The following is a 20,587-nucleotide window of genomic DNA, read 5'->3' as shown; positions in this document are numbered from 1 at the left end:
CAATACCTAAATAATATAAAATTTTATGACTTTAACTCCATTATACATTTCTTCCTTAGTAGTATAAATTGAATATATTAAATCCAACATTTGTTTTTTATCTTTTTCAGGGTAACCAAAAAGTTTACTTTGAAAATTACTATAAACATCATTAAATGTTCTAAATTCGTAAGTACGAATTACTTTGACTTTAATAGTTTCTAATATTATATTTTTTTTATGAAATACTATCTTATCTCCTGGTTTAATGTTTCTTCTTTTTTTATCATTTAATCTAACTTCTAAAATTTTATTATTAAATAGTATATTTTCAAATTCTCTTTCGTTTAATTTCATTATATGAACCATAATATCACCCTCTTCTAATAATATTATTAATATTATTATGTTTAAATTATATAAAACATATATTTGCTTTTCAACACTTAGTTGTTATTATTTTATAATTCTTATTAATCTTTGACTTAGTATATAATTATTTTTATTTTTTCAATAAACTTAGTTAGATTTTACAATTTATTTTTTCTTATCTAATTTAACTATTTTTATTATAAATTCCTTCTTCCTTCCTAAATTATTTTCTCTAATTCCTTCAAATCATCTTCTGTGATTATTTTAAATAATTTGATATGTTTATATATAAAAAAACTGCTAATTTAAATTCAGTTTTTTGTTTCTCTAAATTATATTTACATTCACTATTTTTAATAATTACTAAATTACTATTATCTAGAAAACCTGAAGAACCATGAATTAATAATTAGCATACTTATCATTTCACTTTTTTCTAATAATATAAAAAAATACTACTATATTCTAATTTAGATTATTCTAAAATTTATAACAAATTATTACGATTTTATTAAATTCAGAATCTTCTATTTTATTTTTCTATTTATTAAGTTATACTTAATGTAGTTAGATTAGTTACATAGGATCTTTTTATTAAAATTGTTGATACCCTAAAAGATAGATGTCATTTGTTTGTCATCTATCTTTTTTGTACTTTTATATATAGATTTCTTAATTCTTTATTAATTTCTGAATTTTCCATATTATTTATTTACTTTTTGTAATATAATGAAAACATCCTTCATGTTACTACATATTGTTAATTCCGCTTAGGAATTAATTAAGCAGATGCTATTTATTTAACATCTGCTTAATTTTTGTATAAAAATATAGATTTGGTTAATACTACTAATGTAAATATTTTTTATTTTTCTCATTAATTAAACTCTCAAATAAATTGTTTTTATAATACACATTTACAAAATATCTTTTAATAAACTAGTAAATATTTTTTATTTACTAGTTTATTTTTATGTATAAAGTCTTTTAATAGGTGCTATACTATTATTGTATCTAACATTCTTTTATAGAATATATTAATTTATATTCTTTTTCAACCATATCAATGATTTACTCTTTGTATTATTTAAAATCCTAGTAAACTATTTATTTACTAGGATTTTTTTGTTAATCAAGTTAATATAAATAAAAATTTAGTTAATAATACTAATATAATTATTCTTCTCTTTTGGATTCATTCTATAAGAAAAGCTAGTAAATAATAAATTTACTAGCTTTTTAATATTATTTTATAATTTATAAGTATATATTAAAAATAATAATACATTTATTAATTATAAATTAATATTTTTTATCTTTTATTCATTAATTTATCTTGAGGGATTTTCAAATGAAGGAGGTGTTGGATTAGGACTTTTATGATCTACACCTGGTGATGATAAATCAAAATAAAGTTTTGAATCTTCTGTAACGCCAAAATCCTTATTTGAACCTGTATTTTGTACTTTATTTAATGCTTCTCTAAATAAAGCATTATGTGCCTCTTCTCTGTTTAGTAAGAAATCTATAGTTTCTTTTACATATTTATCATCAATTTGTCTATATAAGTATTCATATACTACTTTTGCTCTTTGTTCTGATGCTATGTTAGAAAGCAAATCTGCTACTAAATCTCCTGTAACAGTTACATAATCTGCTGTCCATGGAGCACCTGATGAATTTATTAATACTGGAGATAATCCACATTGTACATGTGTTTGAATCTCTCCACTAGTAACTTTACAATTGTCTACATCATGACCATTTAATAAATTTATTGTTTGTGCAACCATTTCCATATGACTTAGCTCTTCCGCTGCAATATCTAAAAATAAGTCTTTTATTTCTTTATCCTTTATTCTAAAACTTTGTGCCATATATTGCATTGCTGCTTTTAATTCCCCATTTCCTCCACCAAGTTGCTCTTGCATTAAAACTGCATATTGAGGATTTGGTTTTTCAACCATTACATCTCTTAATAATTGTTTTTCATGTTTAAACATAAAATTACCTCCATAATTTTTAAATTTTCTATTTTATATTTTCCTCAAATAGTTTTAGTTATTCATATTAACAATAAAATAATTTATTTTAATAAATTATTAATTTAGACTTTTTATTATCTATGTATATTATTTATTAACAATAAACATAATAATATCGAAAGACACTATAAGGAGTGATTAAAATGTCAAATTTAACACAATTAGAATTGCAAAATTTAAGACATCTAATAGGAGCTCATGGTACAATTGCAAATAAATTAGATGATTTTGCAAAACAATGTACAGATCCTGCAATATGTAATATGCTTCAACAAGATGCTAATGCAGCAAGAACTAGTAAAGATAAGTTAATTACATTCTTAAAATAGGAGGATTTAAAAATGAAAGAAAAAGATATAATGAACGATTACCTAAGTATGATTAATAGTAGCTTAACAGGATATGCTAGCATAATAGCTCAAACCGATAATCAAGAATTACGACAAACTATACAGCAAATGAGAAATGAAGATGAAATTCGCCAATATAAAGTATATCAAACAGCAAAAGAAAAGGGATATTATAAACCTGCGCAACCAGCAGACCAAAACGATATAAATACTGTTAAATCAGAATTAACTGCCAATCAATAAGATTACTACTAATTTTTTTCATCTTTCTACCTTTATTAAAATAAAAAAAGAGTGAGTTTTAAACTTACTCTTTTTTATTCACATTAATTTTAATATTTCATAATATAGATTATAAATTTATATAAAAAGAACCCTATTTTTAGAGTTCTTTTATTTTTTATTTATTTTTCATTAATAATACTTTTAGATTCATTATAGGAACATGTTAGTTGTTCTTCAGATGTATTATATGGTTTAATCCATCCTTTATTAACACTTAATTCTGTAAGTGCTGTATGACCTTCTACTATCTGTCCTAATGATGCTGAATATATAGCTCTTAATTCTGGTGTACTACTTGTTAGGGTAGAATTAAGATACATATCTGATGCCTCTTTTCCAGAAGAAAGCATACTTAATGCTATAAATTCATCATTTATATCAATGTTATTTTTAATCATATTTCCAATAATATTTTTCATATATTATTCCTCCTTAGAAACTTATAAATTATTATCTTCTATAAATTTTTGTATTCCTTTAATTCTTCCTTCTGTTGCTAATATACTTGCTTCTGATTGTCTTTTTAAATCTTCATCTGATATTAAAGAATCTATTGCTTTTTGCATAATTAATCCATTCTTTTCCATCTTCAATATAGCTGCTAAAGATAGATTTTCAGCTTCTGAAAGTTTTTTCATTTAATTACCACCTCTTATATAATTTTTATTTCAGAATTATAATTCCCTTTCATAAAAATATTATTCTATTTAATTTTTAAAAATATCTGATATTAATTAGATTAAAGTAATTAATAGAGTGTACCTTTATAAACTATATATTTTCTAACCCATAACCCTATATTTTATAATTTATTATTTTTCAATACTAATAAAAAAATTTTTTCCCTTTATCAATAAACATATTCATAAATTTATTCTAAATTTGAAATAATTATTAATATATAAATTTTGTTATACTTATTCAATATTTTATAATTTTTCATAGAATCTATTTTATTAGCTTCTAATAAAATAATAAAAGGGTTAATAATAGTTTTTACTCTCATTAACCCTCTACAGTTTATCTTGATTATTTAATATTTGCTGATTAATTTTATATTAATAATGACTAGCTCATTATACTTTTAATTCCTATTCTAAAAACATATATTTAAGTTTATATTATATTCATAAATTAATTATAAGTGCATTAAAAGAATTAATGCACTTATAATTAATTATTTTATTTGGTTTTCGTATTGTTCTACCATTTTTTTAACCATTTCTCCACCAACACTTCCATTTTGTCTTGAAGAAAGGTTTCCCTTGTCTGTTTCCTCATAGTTGTTTAATCCAATTGATGATGCAACTTCATTCTTTAGTCTGTTTAAACCTGCTTTTGCTTCTGGTACTAAATTTCTATTACTTCCATTATTATTTGAAGCCATATGTTTCACCTCCTAAACTATTTTACAATAATATATTAACCTTATTTAGTATGTACTACTCTATATAATTGATACTAAAAATAGAAATAAAATATTATTCTGGATAATTGTTTATTTTATACTAAATAATTAATTTTTATTAAATTCAAAATTTTATGTTTATTTTTTATGTATTAAGTTATAATATTAATGTCCTATAGTATTTGATTAGTTTTGCAAACTCATAAAAAGTAGGTGTTATTAATTTAGCATCTACTTTTTATTTACATAAAAATAATTAACTTTTTTCAAATATTTCGTAATATAAATTATAAATATATACTAAATTATTATTTTAAAATTTATTAATATATTAAAGTTTATAAAGCTTTTTAAGTATATAGGAAAATTCCTATATACTTATCAACTTAGAAAATATATTTAAAATCCTATACTAGGATTTTTCTATTCATAAATTTATTATGCAAATAACATTAAAAATTAATTGCTATAATATTTAACTTGTAATATGAATAAAAATATAAATTTGGTTAATAATACTAATATAATTATTTTAATTATATTAGAAAAGCTAGTAAGTGGTGCAGTGTTTACTAGCTTTTTTACTACTCTACTATATTTTTAATCTTTGACATCTTTTCTTTTAATTCTTTGTTTTCTTTTCTTAGTATTTCATTTTCTTTTTTAAAAATTTCATTATTATTAGATATAGTTTTAGATGCTGTAAAAGTTTTTGTAACTTCTATAGTTTTATTATTGTTATCTGTAGCTCTTACTGTGCATTTATATTGACCTTTTTCTAACTCAGTAAATTCTAATGTTTTTTCATACCCTGCAAAATGATTGTTATATTGTGGATATGCTTCATAAACATCTTCCCTCTTTTGACCTGTTTCTACTGTTCCATAACTAACATTATCTATCAATATTTCTAACTTTGCATGATTTAAAGCCCAACCTCTAACTTTTAACTTATTACTATCTATAGTAATGTGATTTGGTTCATCTAATGCAACTCTCATACCAATATCTGATTGTACTGATTGTTCAATATTTTTACCAGTAATACCTGATACTATAGCTTCTGCTATTTTTCTTGCACCTAATTTTCTATATAAAGCAACATCTTCTGTAGCTTCACAGAAACAAACTTCTACTAAAACTGCTGGCATAGTAGTCATTCTTAAATCATAATAGTCAGCTTCTTTAACACCTCTATTTTTAAATCCTAATGCTGCTATATTATTACTAATTTTTTGAGCTATATCCTCATCCTTATATGCATCTGATTTACTATATACAAAAGTACCTGTCCCTAATGCACCATTATAATTATCATATGCCTTATCAAAGTGTATAGGAATATATATATCTGCTCCCCATTCATTAGCTTTTTTAACTCCATAAACTAAATCTGTATTTACATCACATGGACCAGGAGTACAATCAAGTACTTCATGTCCATATCCTCTAGCTACATTAATACACTCTGCCAATACTTTTCTATCTTCTGTTAATTCATCAATTAACGCACTTGCTCCTGTTGCTTGTTCATTATGCCCACCTCTAAATGCAATTTTCATACTACATCACCATTCCTTTTATAAATATTTCTATAACTAAAAAGCAGGATTACTCCTGCTCTATTTTTAAATCCTTCTTCTCTCCATCTTTAAGCTGTACTAATGCGTCTTTAAGTTTTTCTGGAATAGGTAGCCCTAATCCTGCACAATTCTCTAATAAACTAATTCCCTCGTTTGCTATATAAAAGTAACATATAAGTGTTCTAAATACCCAAGTTCCTGTGTTTAGTAACCTATCTAAAATTACAGCAACTATTAAAACTATAAATATAACAGCCTTTCTAGCTATTCCTTTAAGTCCAACTGAACTTGATACATCTTTGTTTACATATGCTCTTAGAACGCCTGTTACATAGTCTAGAATCATAAATGCAATTAATGAAATTAATGCAATATCCCAAGTTCCAAAAAGCCATGTGAATCCTGTTCCTAGTGCTGCTACAACTAAATTAAAATACTTAAATAAATTTTCCATTTCTACACCTTCCTTATAAAATAAAAAGAACCTACAACTGTAAGTTCTAATTGACATATATCTTGTCCATAACTTATTATCTTTTTATAGTAGTTAACTAAATACTAGGTGGATTATTATTAACACATACTGCTATATCCTACTTCCACCTAGTATTTTTTTATCTTTAAGTTAAACAACTCCCTTGTCTTTTAAATTTTTTATTTCCCTTTCTAAAGCCTCTATCTTATTAATTGCAACTTTCAACGCATTCTCAACTACTCCTATTCTACTTCCTACGTCATAACAAAGATATCCATCAGGATCATATCCTATTAAATATTGTCCTATTTTTGTATTTTGTATATCTTGTGCTATAAATCCTATCTTTGCTCTTCCCTGTATATTGCTTCCTTTTGGTGGATTCATATAAAAGGTTGTAGGCTTTAACTCATCTTTAATAAAGTTATACATATCTGTGGATGTTAACATAGTTTCATCATTTAAATATGTTATATTATGTTTTAATCTTAAATCAGAGTTTACTTCATTGGCTCCATAAACGTTATATCCATTGCACTTTAAATCTGTAAATAACTCAATCTCTTGACCATATCTACCATCTGTTCGTTCTCTTATCCATAATGCTACTCTATTTGAATCTCCAATACGCGAACCTAATCTAATTCCATTATCACCATATATTGCTAATAAATCATTATCACCATTAAAAATTTGATGTAATACTCCACTCTTAGTTTTTATCTCAAATCCAGCTTCACTAAATTGAACATTCCTTTTAATATATAACGTCTCATGAATGTATATACCCTTTTTAGTATAAGGATGTCCACTTCCTGCATAATCATTACCAAAAAAAAGCATAGAATTATCAATACTACCATCCTTTTTCTTATGTCCAATTGAGATGTAATCTCCTTGGCCCGATGTTGCAATACTAATTCCGTTTTGGTTTCTATCTTTTGGGAAGCTTGTACTTAATATTGTCCCTACTTCTTCAACTTTATTTGTGTTTCCCCAAGTTGTGAATGTCATGGAACCATAGTTTATTTTTATTCCAATTTCTCCTGTATCATTAGTACTTTCTATACTTCCTTTTAGCGTTAAATTCCCTTTTGTATCTCCCGTTAATACAGACTTCCCTGCTCTATTTTGTATTTTTATAGCTCCATTTTTAATTGTAAATCCTGTTTTATCTAATATAGTAGTTACAGTATATATAGAAGCTTTACCACAATTTATTGCTTCTGATATACTTTGAGTTATTCTACCAGGCTCTAATTTTTGTTCTGCTGTTGCAACTCTGCTAGAAAGATTAGCTATATTATTATCTATATCTTCTGGTGCTTGTGTCCATCCTGTTACTTTATCTCCTTTCTCTACTTTAAAATTACTTACTTTAAAATTACCACTTAGCAAATAATCTGCTCTTATGTTGGTTGTCCAATATTCGTTCTTTAAGTGATTCTCTGTAATTTTAAATGAATATATTATCTTTATTTTCTTAGTTTCTGCACTACCTAATATTAGTTTTCGTATAAAATTATTAGGATTAAATGCTCCTAAATTCCATGATGTTACATTACCCACTCCTTGTATAGAAAGGGAAGGTAACTTACCAGTAACCCCAACTAAATTTGTATATTCGAAATCAAACGAAACAGTAACATTCCCCAATTCAAGTCCTGAAGTAAGAACCTTATACATTCCATGCGTTTGATTAATACCACCAGTAAGTTTATTGCTTACTCGTATCGTTTTTGTATCTAGTGCTCTATTTACAGCCCCTATTTTTATAGTTTCTAAACTTGATACTTTTAAATCTATCTCTTTAGATGTCTGCTTAAAAATAGAATAAAAATCCTGTAGTTTAACATTAGATCCATTATCAGTTATAGTTGTATTTTTGATTAATGTACTTATTTGTCCTTTTATTACTCCTATAGCTGTACTATTACTTTCTGTTTTGGTTTTAATTCCATCCGTTTTACTTTTAAGACTACTAAAAGCAACCTCTAATGTTTGATTTAATGTATCTATATTAATCTTAGAGCTTTTCAATAATGTCGTTCCATTATTAATATTTGTAACTACACTATGTATATTAAGCTTACTTCCATTAATATTTGCATTATCGCTAACCATATCATCACGTATTATTTTTTCTTTTATTCCATCTGATTTAAGTCCTGTAGCATCAAACATTAATCTTCCTGTACTATCCCAAATATACATATTATAATCATTGCTAGCATCTTTCCCTATCTGTACTCGAGTCCTGTTATTATCCCTAATTTGTATAGTATTATCCCATATAAACATCTTGCCATTATCTGATACTATTTTAAATTTATTAGTAGATATATTGCTTGATTTTAAATCATTTGCTGAAATTTCTTTTGCAATCAATTCTTTTATTACAGTATTATCTAATACTACATTCTTTGCAGTTAGATGTATTGTTTGTGTGAATCCTGCGCCTATATTACCCGCTAGAATATTATTTATATTAGCAATTTCTACTTCTGCAGTTTTTATCTTCGCACTTTCAACCTTTAAATTCCTTATTTCAGCATCATTAATATGTGCATAATTAATAAAAGCTTTATTTACTAATGCAACTTCTGTTACTAATCTATTTACTTTATTAACAGTACCTCCGCTTGAGCTAAAAGAATTCTTATTCTTAGATTCTCCTTTTGCTGATATTTCAGATGTTAACCCCCCTGTATAAGTAAATTTTTGAGATAATATAGGAATTTTTCTAACTATCCCCTTAGTATCTGTACAACTAATAATATCTCCTACATCTACAGAAATATCCCCTTGCCATTTCAAGCTATAACCTAGATATTCAAATTTATTTAATCTATCATAAATATCTGTTAATATAGTTTCATTTACCCATGGATTTTCAAATAATAATTCCATACTATCTGTTCCTAATGAACCTTTTGAAATTATCTCTTTTTCTTTAACTTGACAGCTAACTTTTCCTATTTTATATTTGACTTCTTCTCTTTTATACTCAAAATAATTATCTGCGGTAATAGAATAATTAATTTCTTTTGGATAAACTATTGTAAAATTTCCGTCTCTTGTTATAGTTGCATTTCCACCACATACAGAAGCTACATAAGATAATATTTCTCTACAAGTAAAGCCTTCCAATTTTTTAACATTGTAAGATGGAAGGCTTCCAATAAATTTAACTCCCGTTTTACTAACTAACTCATTTACTACTTGCTGTAATGTACATGAATTGCCCAAACTAGAGAAATAAGGTGTTTCAAATTTTATCATATTGTCAAAGGCTGTAATTTTAATTGTATAGTCAGTTTTTTCTACATCGTCAATATTATAATAACCCATAGGTATATACTCTATTTTATCACCTATTTTCAGTCCTATTTCAACCTTTATTTGATTAACAGAGTAAATTGTATCGCTATTATTTAATAGTGTTAAATCAAGTGTAGTAGATGTTGTAGCACCTATCATGAAGCCATCAGAAGGTTGTATGTTACTATCTATTATTACATCAACTATATCATTATTATAAAATATTCTATCCCCTATAGTTATTCTACATTCAAAAGACCTGCTAGGCTTTTTTATCTCTGTTTTATATTCTTTACTTGTTTTATATATGCTATATTCCTCCTTTCATAAATTCTAGAAGGATCTATTTAAACATATAAGATATTAACATAAGTTCCCCTGGAGTAATATTACAACTACATTTAGATAAATCTTCTATTTCTATTAAATGTATATCAATATCATTTTCTATTTCTAATAATTCTTTAATATCTTTATTCCAGTTTTCTATATCATCTATATCTACTGCTCCATCTTTATTAGATTTTATTTTTCCTTCTTCATCCTTAAATGCATACTTATCTATTAATTTCCCTTTTTCCTTATTATAAATTTCTAGTTCCTTTTCTATCTTACTTATATTTTTAGCAATAGCATAACTAACTTTTATATTTAAATCCATTCCTGTTACTTTACTTAATACACCAATACTATTTACTATTTTTTCATTACTTATTTTCACTTGTAACATCTCCTAACATTTCATATTGTTTCTTTAATGCCTTATCAATAAATTCATTTATCCCTTGTTTACAAACATCAAACTTTTTTTTATATATTTTTTTATCAACGACAGTAATATTAATATTTGGATAATTATTTCCTTCAGTATAGATACTTGCTGTCATATTAACTACTTGCTGATTTTCTATATTTACGTTTCCATTCAAATTTATATTTTCATTTATATCTAGCATTTTATTAACTCCTTACTTTTCTATAAAATTCATTTTTAGACCACTCCATTTTACTTTACCATCTACCCATGTATATGCTGGTGATGTTCTATCTCCAACGTACATTGTCTTAGTTATCATACCTAATTGTGGATCTGGAAAAGTAACCGTAAAAAAAACACTACTTACAGCACTAAGTAATGTTGATATTTCACTTTGGGTTAGTGGACCCCACTCTAAATTTAATTTTCTTTTAACTGCTATTCTATCTCTTATTAAACCACCATTAGCATTTCTGTTTGTATCTCCATCTAAGTCCTGTACTGTAACTTCATATGTCTTAGGAGCTGCTATTTTAACCCCATTAATACTTATCAATTACAACCCCTCCTTTTATGTTGGTATTAATGTTATATTTCCTTGCCTTTGCATTCTTTTTAATTGTTTTAATGCTACCTTTCCTATTACGCTTCCATCTATAATTAAAGTTAAATCACCTGATGAATAATTATCATTACTTCTTTGTGGCATTCTAGTAGCTACTTTTTCTGCTAAATCTGTTATCCATCCAGTATTATTTTCCAATGGCATTATAGCTTCTCTCCCTGCTTCTCCAACTATACCTAATGTTGCTCTATCAACTATTCCACCCTTTGCAAAATAATTAACACCTACCCTAGGAACTTCTTTAGTTTCTGCATTGAAACTACCCTCCATATAAAAATGAGGAATTTTAACTCTTAGAGTTGCATCAAAATTATTAAATAAAGATTTAATATTATTTATATAATTAGATACATTTCTATAAGCTTCTTTCATATTATTAGTTATATTATTTCTTATATTAGATGTAGTATTGATAGCTATATTTTGTATTTGTGTTAGAGTACTTTTTATCATATTTCCTGCTTTAGTAAATTCACTAGATAATTTATCAAATAAGTTTCTTAGCTTATTTGATAAATTATTTGAGTCATTAGCAAATAATTCTATATTTTCTCTAGCTCCCGATAGACTATCATTAATTTTACTCATAGATTCATCAACTATAGTAGTTAAATTTTTATAAGCTTCCTCTTGTTCTTTTGCATTATCTTTATTAGCTTGTGACATTGCTTGTGTAGCTTCTTCCGTTGTTTTAACTTGATTGTCATAGCTAGTTTTAGTTAAATTTTCAATAGATTCTCTATCTGCAGCTATAGCATCTCTTAAATCTTGTTCATAAACTTTCCCTTGGTCAGTAGTGTTTCCATGAGTAGCTAATAATTCATCTAAAGCTTGTTGCTTAGAAACTATTGAATCATGGTATTTTTGAACTTCTGCATCTATTCCAGCTTGGAAATCTGCATTAGCTTGATCCATCTTTTCTTTTTTCTCTTGATAAGATAAACTTTCATCTTTTTCTATTGTCTGTAAGTAAGCTGTATGTCTAGCAACCCTTTCATCATACTTAAGTCCTTCGTAATTAAGCATATCATCATTTATTCCTTGAATAATGCCGTATCGCTTCATAAATTCATTCTTTTCAGCTTCTGTTAAATCAGAATACATAGATTTTACTTCTTCATTGTAAATTGATTGATTATCTCCCATTTCAGCTAATTTCTCTGTATTATGTTCATATATAGCATCGAGATAATCTTGAGCATTTTGAGATAACATTCCAAACTTCTCTGTAGCACTTTTAGTTGCTTCATCTACCTCTTGAGAAAGTCTAGTTGCATTAAAATGAATGCTATCTAAATATTTATTTACATTAGATGTAGCTGTTCCAAATGCATCATCAGTAGTTTTTGCTGCATCTTCTGCTACAGTTCCAATCTCTTCAATATTCTCTTTAACCGCAGCGTCTGTATCCCAACCAAAGAATGATTTTATTTTATCCCATAACCATCCTACTTTTTCACCTATCCAACCTAATACAGATCCTAAAGCATTTGATATTTTAGACCACCAACCAAACTTATCTCCAAGTTTTTTTATAACTATAATTAATCCTGAAGCTGCCGCTATTATTAAACCAATTCCTAGTGCATCTAGAGCTAATCCTAATGCAATTGCACCTGTAGTTGCTGTTCCTTCTGCTGTAGTTAAGCCTATTAAAGCAGCTGTATTAGTCCCTATGCTTATTATGAACTTCACTAAAGATTTTACTGCTTTTACTCCCATCTCAATCGCTAACTCTTTTAAGTACCATAAATTAAATTTTATATTTTGTCCGAAATTTACCAAAGCCTTTGTAGCATTCTTACCCAACGCAACAATCCAATCTTTTAAATATAACGTACTAAGATAAATGGTTTGCCCAAACGACTTTAATGCAATAACAGTATTCTTACCTAATGCAGCAATCCAATCTTTTAAATATAACGTACTCAAATAAATGGTTTGTCCAAACGATTTTAATGCCATAATAGTATTCTTACCTAATGCAACAATCCAATCCTTTAAATATAATGTATTCAAATAAATACTTTCTCCAAGGGATTTTAATGTCATAATAGCACTTTTACCTAGTTCTTTAGTATTAGTTAATGAAGTTCCTACTTTAAATAGTTTATTTGCTAATTTACCTCCTACTGTATTAAACAATTTCATTTCCTCTTTTGCAATTAAAAATCCATCTTTCATGGCCTTTAATGAATTAGTAACACTTAAGAAATTAGTAACTAAGTTAGTTACCTTCCATGCTGCCCATAAGGAAATAAATAATTCTAATACCTTGTGACATTTTTCTATAACTATAAGAAGTGCTTTAATTACACCTGCTACTATATTTAATGTCATAGCTACAGTGCCAATAATTGCACTTCTTGCCCAACTATTCATAAAATTAGTTATAAATTTAATTGCATCTCTTATAACCTTAGCTAGTATGGTTCCAAGTAAAACAACTATATCACCTATAACATTAATAAATGCCTGTCCACCTAAATCTAAGAACTTACCAAACCAATTACCAGCACTTATAATAAAATCTCTTACAGCTATAGCTAAGCTATTCATTGCATTTATAAATTTTCTAGTATATGAATTATTATCGGGATTAATATGCCTCCATAATCTACCCAATGCAACTAATATATCTCCACCTATTTGTACAGCTACTCCACCTATTACAATTCCTATTTCAGCCATATGTTGCACAAATTCTTTTCCACCATGATTCCATACGCTAATTAAAAAATTTTTTAACTCATCACAGCTATATCCAAATGCTTTTTTAAAATAATCCCATTTAGATAAAAACCAATCACCGTAATTATCCCATGCCTTTTTTAATGGACTTAATAATTCAGATAATATTTTATTTACTTTATTACTAAATTCAGATAAGGAATTTTCTGTTGCTGAGGTATCTATTGAAGGTGATGCAATACTTCCTAATCCTCCTGCACCACCATTACCACCACTTCCAGAATCGTCATTAGAATTAACTTTGTTAATTTCATCAATTCCCATTAACGCTTCAAGTTTTTTCTTAGTTTTATCGGCACTCTTTCCTACTCCATCAGTAGCACCACCTAAATTATTCATGGCATCTGTTGCGCCATCAATACCACTTGTAGCACCATTAAAAGCAATAGGTCCACTACTGCCCCCAGAGCCACCAGTAATATTGAATCCTATTGCACTAAGAACACTATTAAATGTATTGGCCATTTGTACTAGTTTAGACATTATTGTATTTATTACATTAATAACTGGTGTTAATACTGCAATCAATCCTTGCCCTATTGCTGATTTAAACGATCGATATTGTAAACTTAATAATCTTACCTGGTTTGCCCAACTTCCACTTGTTCTAGCAAAATCACCATTTGCTGCACTTAAATTATTAGTTACATAAGCTAGTCTTAAGGCAACCTTTTCTTGCTGATTCATCTTTTCTGTAGTTTTACCATATCCATTAGCCAAAGCATATTGATTAAGATTTTCCTGCGTCATTACAACACCTAATTCTTTAAGTGTTTCAGTTTCTCCTGTAAATACACTTTTTAACTTAGTATATGCTTCGTTTTGTTTTATATTATAGAAAGATGCTACATCTCCAGAAAGATTAGTTAATGTTTCAGCCATCTGTTCAGCACTATCAACTGTAAACCCCATTGATTTAGACATAGCTCCAAAGTTCCCCATGTACTGCTTAGCCATAGTTTCAGATAATCCTACTGTCTGCCATGCATTTTTAGCAAATTCATTTACTTTATCTGACATAGAACCAAAAGTAACATCAACCACGTTTTGAACCTCTGCAAGATTAGATCCTAAATCTAAACACGACTTTGTAAATCTTCCTATTGCAGTTATTGCAAAAGCACTAGCTAATATTTTTCCAAGCTTAGCAAAAGTTCCACTCATGCTATCGATTTTGTTATTAACTCTAGTAGCCATACTGTCAACTTTACTTTGTACTTGTGCAACTTGTGTGTTGAACTGCCTAGTATTGGCATTAATAACAACCTCCAATTCTTCTAAAGTCACTTATCCTCACCTCCTTTCCTTTGTAAATTCACTCTATTGGCAAAGTCTTTCATATGTTGTTTATTTATCTCTATCTGGTTCTCAATTCTCTTTTCTTCATTAATTTTCTTTTCTTCACTGAATAAATCTCCAAACATATCTAAAAACTCAATTGGTTTATTATCTTTACTCATTATACAAGCTGTTCCATTAGTAATTAGTGTAGACAATCTATATACCATATCTGCGGTATCTTTTCTTTTAACTTCCCTTCTTCTAAAAAAAGATTCTCTTATTTTAGTTACTTCATTTATTGTCATGGAGTAAAATTCATCTACAGATAATCCACAGTCTAAAGCATCATCAAGTAAATAATTCTCAATTAATTCAGTATAATTTTCAGGAGCCTTTCTGTTAAAAAATGGGGAAGTAGTATTTTCACTATCTTCCCCTACTTTAAATTTTCTGTTTTCTCTTCTGGAGTTCCTAATATTCCACTTTCAGTTAATAGATTCATAATAAACTCAAATAAATCCATCTGCGTTTTTCCACTCTCTATATATTCATCTAATAAGTCACAAGTCTTTTCAAAGGTCATACCATGATGAAATTTTTGAAGTGATCCCCATAAAACTGTAACCAAATATTTTAAAGATGGTATAGGAATCTTAGTTACTTTTTTCATATTAATATTGCCTTTGTTATCCATAGGTGCTGATGAACCCATTTCTAATATTGGATCTAATATATTGCATCCAAGCTTTTCTTCTATGCATATAGTTGCACTCGTTGTTAACTTTAATTTATATTCTTTTTCTCCTACTGTTAATATTTTATATAATGCCATTTACACCATTCCTTTCTTATTTAAACCACAATAAAAGCACCTACATATGTAAGTGCTTAATTTATATATTTTATTTTTTAAGATGGATCTGTTACTGCAATTCCACTCTGTAATGCTAATGATAGAGTAAATTCCATAGCGCTATTAACTCCTCCACCTCCAAGTTTTACTGAACATTGAGCTTTAAATTTAAATTTAGTCCCATCTGGATAAGCTTGTTCAAAATCCACAACAGTTTTATCATCTGCTAATTTTCTTAATACTCTATATGGACTAGCTACGGTTTTATTTTCATACTTAAACTTATATGCTAAATCTCCATAATCCCCTATTCCATATTCATATTGCTTTGTTGTGTCCTCTAATGTTGTATTCTCTACTTTTTCTGGATCATTTCCCATCTCTGGTACTTCCTTTAACCCTGTTAATTTCGTATAAACTTCTCCTTTAGTTTTATAACTTAATGTAATACCGTTTGCTAACATTCAACTTCATTCCTTTCTTAATCTTTATATACAAACTCTGTTTCATTATCTATAACGCCTTCATATCTCATTACCTTATGTTTCAACCCACTAGGGTCAGATACATCTTGACACATTGTCCTTTGTAAACCTAACTTAGATATATTCTTATCAACTGCTAGAGCATATTGAGATGTACTTCTGTTATGCCATATGTCAATTTTATATCTAACATATGATTTATCCTCTCTTCCATCTGTATACTCATATACCTTATTATCCTCTTCTATATACTGTATAGCTGGTAACTTTGCCCATTCAGAAGGATAACTATCACTTACATTAATGCATATATCTTTTATAGATTTATATACTTGATCCTTTACATTAATCATCTTCTCAAAATCCTCTCTATCTCTTTTTTAACATCTTCTTTTATATTTTCCACCACTATTTTTTCATTATTTTTAAGTGCTGGATAAAGATATGGTTGAGCTGGTTGACCTTCAACCCATCTAACACCTACATCTGGAATATTAGCTAACCACTTATCTTGCTTATAACTAACATTAACCTTATTATTTTTATTAGTTCTTTCTCCAACTTTACCGGTTCCAAATTCAACGTATGCTGCATGATCTGAATTAGTATAAACTCTAGTAGTTATTTTGTTTTTATAATTTTTAGTTTCTGATTTTATACTTTGTCTTAAATCTCCTGTATCTACTGGACATAAATCCTTTGCATCACCTTTAACTAATTCCCCTTGCCTTTGCATACTCTTATATAAAGTTTCTTCAACATTACCACCTAATTTATTTAATTTTTTAAGAAGGTTATCTAAACCAACAACGCTCCTGCTCATTTTTATATCTTCTCCAATTCAATAAATAGATGACTATATCTCTTTATACTAATAACCTTATAATCTGGATCACTATCTTTTGAAACATAAACACAAATTCCATCACCTTCATTTATAGTTTTTGGTCCATCATATAACATATTAAGTATATAATTTAACCTCTCTCCATAAATTTCAGCTTGTAATTTTCCAGATGCAGGACCTATGTTAGACTGTATCTCTATAGACTCTGAATATCCTGGATACTTACCACCTTCATTATCTTCAATAATAGTTTTCTTTCTAAGATAATAAGTTTTTTTATTCTTTATTTTCATTTGCTATTCCTACCGCCTTTAACTTTCTAAAAGCATTCAATCTATTCTTTATTGATTCAGGAATATCTATAATATAATTTACAGATATTCCTCCCTCATTTCTAGAGCTTTCTCCTTCACTTCCTATACGATTGTAATATAATATAGCTAATTCTCTTTGTAAGGCTTCCATCTTAGCTAGAATGACATTTCTATTGCAATAATCTAATATTTCACATTTGGCATCTTCTAGTACTATATTAATTAAATCATCTTTAGATTTATCTTCCTTATCTATTTCAAGTCTTAATTTTATTTTCTCTAACTGTGTCATACTCATATTAAAGCTCTCTACTTCTTAATACAAATTTGTATTGCTGCAGCTCTTTCTTCTAAGATAAATACATCTTCAAAACTTTCTTCAAAATAAACATACTTACCTTGAGATAATGCACTAGGTGATTGTAATTGTGCAAATGAATAACTAACTATTGGTAATATTGCACTTGGATGAACTAATATCATAGCCATATTTTTAGCCTCACCCTTTGCTGTTATTCCCCCTGATTCTTGACCACCAGTCTTACCATCATTAAATGTATATGCTGTTTTCATTAAAGCTGTAGGAACACCAACAATATCAACTTCATCAAGTCTTGATACGGTTCTTGTTAATGTCTTATCTCCATTAGTTCTAACTATTGCTACTGCATTATCTAATAGAGTTTTAGTAAATGTATCAACATAAAGTACTCTTCCTGTTGCTGGCACTAATCCCTCATCCATTTCATCCATCATTGCATCAAATTTTACTAATGCTGATTTAGAATCTAAATCAGTTTTTTCTTGTACTATAGCCTTCTTTTCATTTTTTAACTTATATAAAGTTGAAAACATCATTGCATCTAATTCTGGAAACTTCTGAGTTTCATTCATTGTTTGTGTAATATTAGTTATAGATGCAACTTGATTAGTTTGATTTACATCTTGTGGATGAACTAAAGTTTGCCATATTCTATGATTCTTAAGCTCTTTAGTTTCCCAATCATTAGAGAAATTTTGAGAAAAATCTCCTATCTTACTTCTATCACCATTTACTCTACCTGTAGTAGATAACTTTGGTATTTTTATAGTTTTTGCATCTACAACCTTATATTTTTTATCATTTTCTGTACTCCATAATCTTCCTGAATAAAGTACATAAGGATACGCATTTGCTAATTCCTTTGAATATTGCTGAGCATAATTTACTGCCATAATTTAAATACCTTCTTTCTTTAATTATTTTGTTTCTCTTGATCTTACTCCTGTAAAGTTAAATCCAAATGTTGTTTGATTATTGTTTCCTTGTCCTCCTTTAGGTGTATTACCACCTCTTAACTTATCATTTACAGCTTTCTCTACTGCAGATTGGAAAGCTTTTTCTACTGCTTCAATACTTTTATTGCATTGCTCTGCATCTGAAAAATTAAGAGTTCCTATAAGTTCCTTAGGTAAATTCTTTTCTGCTAGAGTTTCATAAGCCTGTGCCTTTAATTCTCTAGTAGTTATATCTTTTTCTCTCTTTTCAAGTTCTGCTAGTCTTTTTTCTTCTGCATACTTTGCCTTTTGTTCAGCATTCATCTTTGCTAGTTTTTCAGCTTCTGTTTTTGCATTTTCTAATTCAGTAGCTTTCTCTGTTTCCCATTTACTCTTTGCTGTTTCAAGAGCTTTAGCAACTCTCTTATCAAATTCACTCTGATAACTCTTATCTTTTAGAACATCATCAAAGGTCTTTGACTCTCCCTGTTCTCCAGCACCTTCACCATTACTATTATCAGTCCCAGTTCCAGCACTTCCGTTCCCATCTCCAGCATCTGCATTTAAAAAAGGTCTAGATATTCTACCTAAACCAAATAACTGTAGATTCATTATTAATTTTCTTTTCATTTTTCCTCCTGCCCCTAATGTTCAATGCCCATTAGATTCAAATATTATTTAAGCAGTTTAGAGCCTTACTTAGGGCATAATAAAAAGCCTTAGTTTCCTAAGACTTAATTATTTTTCAACTTTGTAGTTTTCCCACTTTTTATAAGCATCTACATACATTTCTTTCTTGTCCCCATTGTAAGTACACTCGTAATACATTCCATCAAATAAAGTAGTACTTATTAAAGCTTTATTGTTTTGAAGAGTTTTACAGCTCCACACCATAAATACATCATCTGTTGTAATTTCCTTCTTATCAGTTTTATCCAAATGCTTATTAGTATAGTTACATACTTCCTGTTTACACCATTCTAAAAATTCTTTTTCATTCATTTAACTTTCCTCCTTACTTTTAGGTATAATAAAAAGAACCTACTTACTGTAAGTTCTTTAATAATTTCGCTAAATAACAATTTCACGTACTATTTTTTTATCACGATTTTATGCTATTTATAGACATTCATTTTTATAAATTTTGTTTATTTAAACTAAACTTTTATATTAAAAACTATAATTTCGCTATTTTAAAAGCGAAATATCTCTAATATTTTTTAATTTCCCTTTAGAAAATAAGAGTTTTATTTAAATAACTTACTCTCTTCAATTTTCTTTATATCTTGCTTAATATAAACTTTATCCTCTTCAGTAAAATTTTCATCATATATTCCACTATTGATTAAATTGTAAGATTCTTTTATTTTCTCTAATATTTTATTATTTAACTCTTCTATTTTGTTTTTATATATTAAATATGCTCCAATTGCTAAATAGTGACATGCATTTTCTACTGGATATTCATCAGTCATATATAAATCATTTTCATGAATAAACCAATTCACCAATGGATTTAAACCAGAATCTTTTAAATGAACATCATAAGTATTAATAAAATCGTCTTTTATCTCTTCTAAATATTCTAATTCCACTTAT

General features: G+C 27.5%; 25 protein-coding genes. 2 read left to right on the top strand and 23 right to left on the bottom strand.

The genetic code is table 11. The annotated features are described in order from the left end of the window. Positions 1–6: 6 nt before the first annotated feature. Both CP523_RS15450 and CP523_RS15445 read right to left on the bottom strand, forming a co-directional pair. On the bottom strand, positions 7–348 hold the full coding sequence (locus CP523_RS15450) for an ASCH domain-containing protein (RefSeq protein WP_120141022.1): 342 nt from the start codon (positions 346–348) through the stop codon (positions 7–9). A 1,334-nt stretch (positions 349–1,682) separates the two neighbouring features. Then, a complete protein-coding gene (locus CP523_RS15445; RefSeq protein ID WP_066679281.1) occupies positions 1,683–2,354 on the bottom strand; it encodes a manganese catalase family protein in 672 nt (223 codons plus the stop codon). A gap of 185 nt (positions 2,355–2,539) precedes the next feature. Between CP523_RS15445 and CP523_RS15440 the strand changes: the two genes are divergently transcribed. Both CP523_RS15440 and CP523_RS15435 read left to right on the top strand, forming a co-directional pair. Further along, positions 2,540–2,725: a hypothetical protein gene (locus CP523_RS15440; protein ID WP_120140391.1), complete on the top strand. Its 186-nt coding sequence runs from the start codon at positions 2,540–2,542 to the stop codon at positions 2,723–2,725. A gap of 12 nt (positions 2,726–2,737) precedes the next feature. Continuing rightward, the gene (locus CP523_RS15435) at positions 2,738–2,989 is read left to right on the top strand and encodes a spore coat protein (protein WP_066678730.1); all 252 of its coding nucleotides are present in this window, start codon (positions 2,738–2,740) and stop codon (positions 2,987–2,989) included. Between the two features lie 161 nt (positions 2,990–3,150). Here CP523_RS15435 and CP523_RS15430 read toward each other — a convergent pair whose 3' ends face one another. From CP523_RS15430 to CP523_RS15330, 21 genes are all read right to left on the bottom strand, one after another. After that, on the bottom strand, positions 3,151–3,450 hold the full coding sequence (locus CP523_RS15430; protein ID WP_066678737.1) for a spore coat protein: 300 nt from the start codon (positions 3,448–3,450) through the stop codon (positions 3,151–3,153). A gap of 21 nt (positions 3,451–3,471) precedes the next feature. Next, complete coding sequence (locus CP523_RS15425; protein WP_066678747.1) at positions 3,472–3,669, bottom strand: hypothetical protein; 198 nt, start codon at positions 3,667–3,669, stop codon at positions 3,472–3,474. A 539-nt stretch (positions 3,670–4,208) separates the two neighbouring features. Further along, a complete protein-coding gene (locus CP523_RS15420; protein ID WP_066678749.1) occupies positions 4,209–4,418 on the bottom strand; it encodes an alpha/beta-type small acid-soluble spore protein in 210 nt (69 codons plus the stop codon). Between the two features lie 605 nt (positions 4,419–5,023). Beyond that, positions 5,024–6,001 carry an N-acetylmuramoyl-L-alanine amidase gene (locus CP523_RS15415; RefSeq protein ID WP_120141021.1) on the bottom strand — a complete coding sequence of 326 codons (978 nt, stop codon included), beginning with the start codon at positions 5,999–6,001 and terminating at the stop codon, positions 5,024–5,026. A 49-nt stretch (positions 6,002–6,050) separates the two neighbouring features. Next, positions 6,051–6,476 carry a phage holin family protein gene (locus CP523_RS15410; protein WP_066678757.1) on the bottom strand — a complete coding sequence of 142 codons (426 nt, stop codon included), beginning with the start codon at positions 6,474–6,476 and terminating at the stop codon, positions 6,051–6,053. Positions 6,477–6,647: 171 nt separating this feature from the next. Further along, positions 6,648–9,977 carry a tail fiber domain-containing protein gene (locus tag CP523_RS15405; protein ID WP_120141020.1) on the bottom strand — a complete coding sequence of 1,110 codons (3,330 nt, stop codon included), beginning with the start codon at positions 9,975–9,977 and terminating at the stop codon, positions 6,648–6,650. 184 nt (positions 9,978–10,161) lie between these two features. Then, the gene (locus tag CP523_RS15400; protein WP_083089629.1) at positions 10,162–10,539 is read right to left on the bottom strand and encodes a hypothetical protein; all 378 of its coding nucleotides are present in this window, start codon (positions 10,537–10,539) and stop codon (positions 10,162–10,164) included. Further along, on the bottom strand, positions 10,526–10,774 hold the full coding sequence (locus tag CP523_RS15395; RefSeq protein WP_066678762.1) for a hypothetical protein: 249 nt from the start codon (positions 10,772–10,774) through the stop codon (positions 10,526–10,528). The genes CP523_RS15400 and CP523_RS15395 overlap by 14 nt, the downstream gene beginning before the upstream one ends. Positions 10,775–10,786: 12 nt before the next feature. After that, positions 10,787–11,131, bottom strand: a complete 345-nt coding sequence (locus CP523_RS15390) for a DUF6711 family protein (RefSeq protein ID WP_120141019.1) — start codon at positions 11,129–11,131, stop codon at positions 10,787–10,789. Positions 11,132–11,146: 15 nt separating this feature from the next. Next, positions 11,147–15,238 carry a hypothetical protein gene (locus tag CP523_RS15385; RefSeq protein ID WP_120141018.1) on the bottom strand — a complete coding sequence of 1,364 codons (4,092 nt, stop codon included), beginning with the start codon at positions 15,236–15,238 and terminating at the stop codon, positions 11,147–11,149. Then, complete coding sequence (locus CP523_RS15380) at positions 15,235–15,537, bottom strand: hypothetical protein (protein WP_066678774.1); 303 nt, start codon at positions 15,535–15,537, stop codon at positions 15,235–15,237. The genes CP523_RS15385 and CP523_RS15380 overlap by 4 nt, the downstream gene beginning before the upstream one ends. A gap of 131 nt (positions 15,538–15,668) precedes the next feature. Then, positions 15,669–16,064, bottom strand: a complete 396-nt coding sequence (locus CP523_RS15375) for a DUF6096 family protein (protein WP_066678776.1) — start codon at positions 16,062–16,064, stop codon at positions 15,669–15,671. A gap of 77 nt (positions 16,065–16,141) precedes the next feature. Beyond that, positions 16,142–16,549 carry a phage tail tube protein gene (locus tag CP523_RS15370; protein WP_066678780.1) on the bottom strand — a complete coding sequence of 136 codons (408 nt, stop codon included), beginning with the start codon at positions 16,547–16,549 and terminating at the stop codon, positions 16,142–16,144. Between the two features lie 17 nt (positions 16,550–16,566). Beyond that, positions 16,567–16,923, bottom strand: coding sequence for a hypothetical protein (locus tag CP523_RS15365; RefSeq protein ID WP_066678782.1), 357 nt, complete (start codon positions 16,921–16,923; stop codon positions 16,567–16,569). Further along, positions 16,920–17,393, bottom strand: coding sequence for an HK97-gp10 family putative phage morphogenesis protein (locus CP523_RS15360; protein WP_120141017.1), 474 nt, complete (start codon positions 17,391–17,393; stop codon positions 16,920–16,922). Before CP523_RS15360 ends, CP523_RS15365 begins: the two co-directional genes overlap by 4 nt. 2 nt (positions 17,394–17,395) lie before the next feature. Then, the gene (locus tag CP523_RS15355) at positions 17,396–17,710 is read right to left on the bottom strand and encodes a hypothetical protein (RefSeq protein WP_066678785.1); all 315 of its coding nucleotides are present in this window, start codon (positions 17,708–17,710) and stop codon (positions 17,396–17,398) included. Next, positions 17,694–18,029, bottom strand: a complete 336-nt coding sequence (locus tag CP523_RS15350; protein ID WP_083089631.1) for a phage head-tail connector protein — start codon at positions 18,027–18,029, stop codon at positions 17,694–17,696. Before CP523_RS15350 ends, CP523_RS15355 begins: the two co-directional genes overlap by 17 nt. 11 nt (positions 18,030–18,040) lie before the next feature. Then, the gene (locus CP523_RS15345) at positions 18,041–18,946 is read right to left on the bottom strand and encodes a capsid protein (RefSeq protein WP_227909512.1); all 906 of its coding nucleotides are present in this window, start codon (positions 18,944–18,946) and stop codon (positions 18,041–18,043) included. Positions 18,947–18,970: 24 nt separating this feature from the next. Next, a complete protein-coding gene (locus tag CP523_RS15340; RefSeq protein ID WP_066678789.1) occupies positions 18,971–19,618 on the bottom strand; it encodes a DUF4355 domain-containing protein in 648 nt (215 codons plus the stop codon). Positions 19,619–19,726: 108 nt separating this feature from the next. Further along, complete coding sequence (locus CP523_RS15335) at positions 19,727–19,990, bottom strand: DUF6275 family protein (protein ID WP_120141015.1); 264 nt, start codon at positions 19,988–19,990, stop codon at positions 19,727–19,729. Positions 19,991–20,235: 245 nt separating this feature from the next. After that, a complete protein-coding gene (locus tag CP523_RS15330; RefSeq protein WP_066678534.1) occupies positions 20,236–20,583 on the bottom strand; it encodes a hypothetical protein in 348 nt (115 codons plus the stop codon). Positions 20,584–20,587: the final 4 nt, after the last annotated feature.

Origin of the sequence: Clostridium septicum, assembly GCF_003606265.1 — a bacterium.
Taxonomy (GTDB): domain Bacteria; phylum Bacillota; class Clostridia; order Clostridiales; family Clostridiaceae; genus Clostridium; species Clostridium septicum.
Note: the sequence above shows the minus strand (reverse complement) of the source record. Positions and strands in the feature narration are given on the sequence as shown.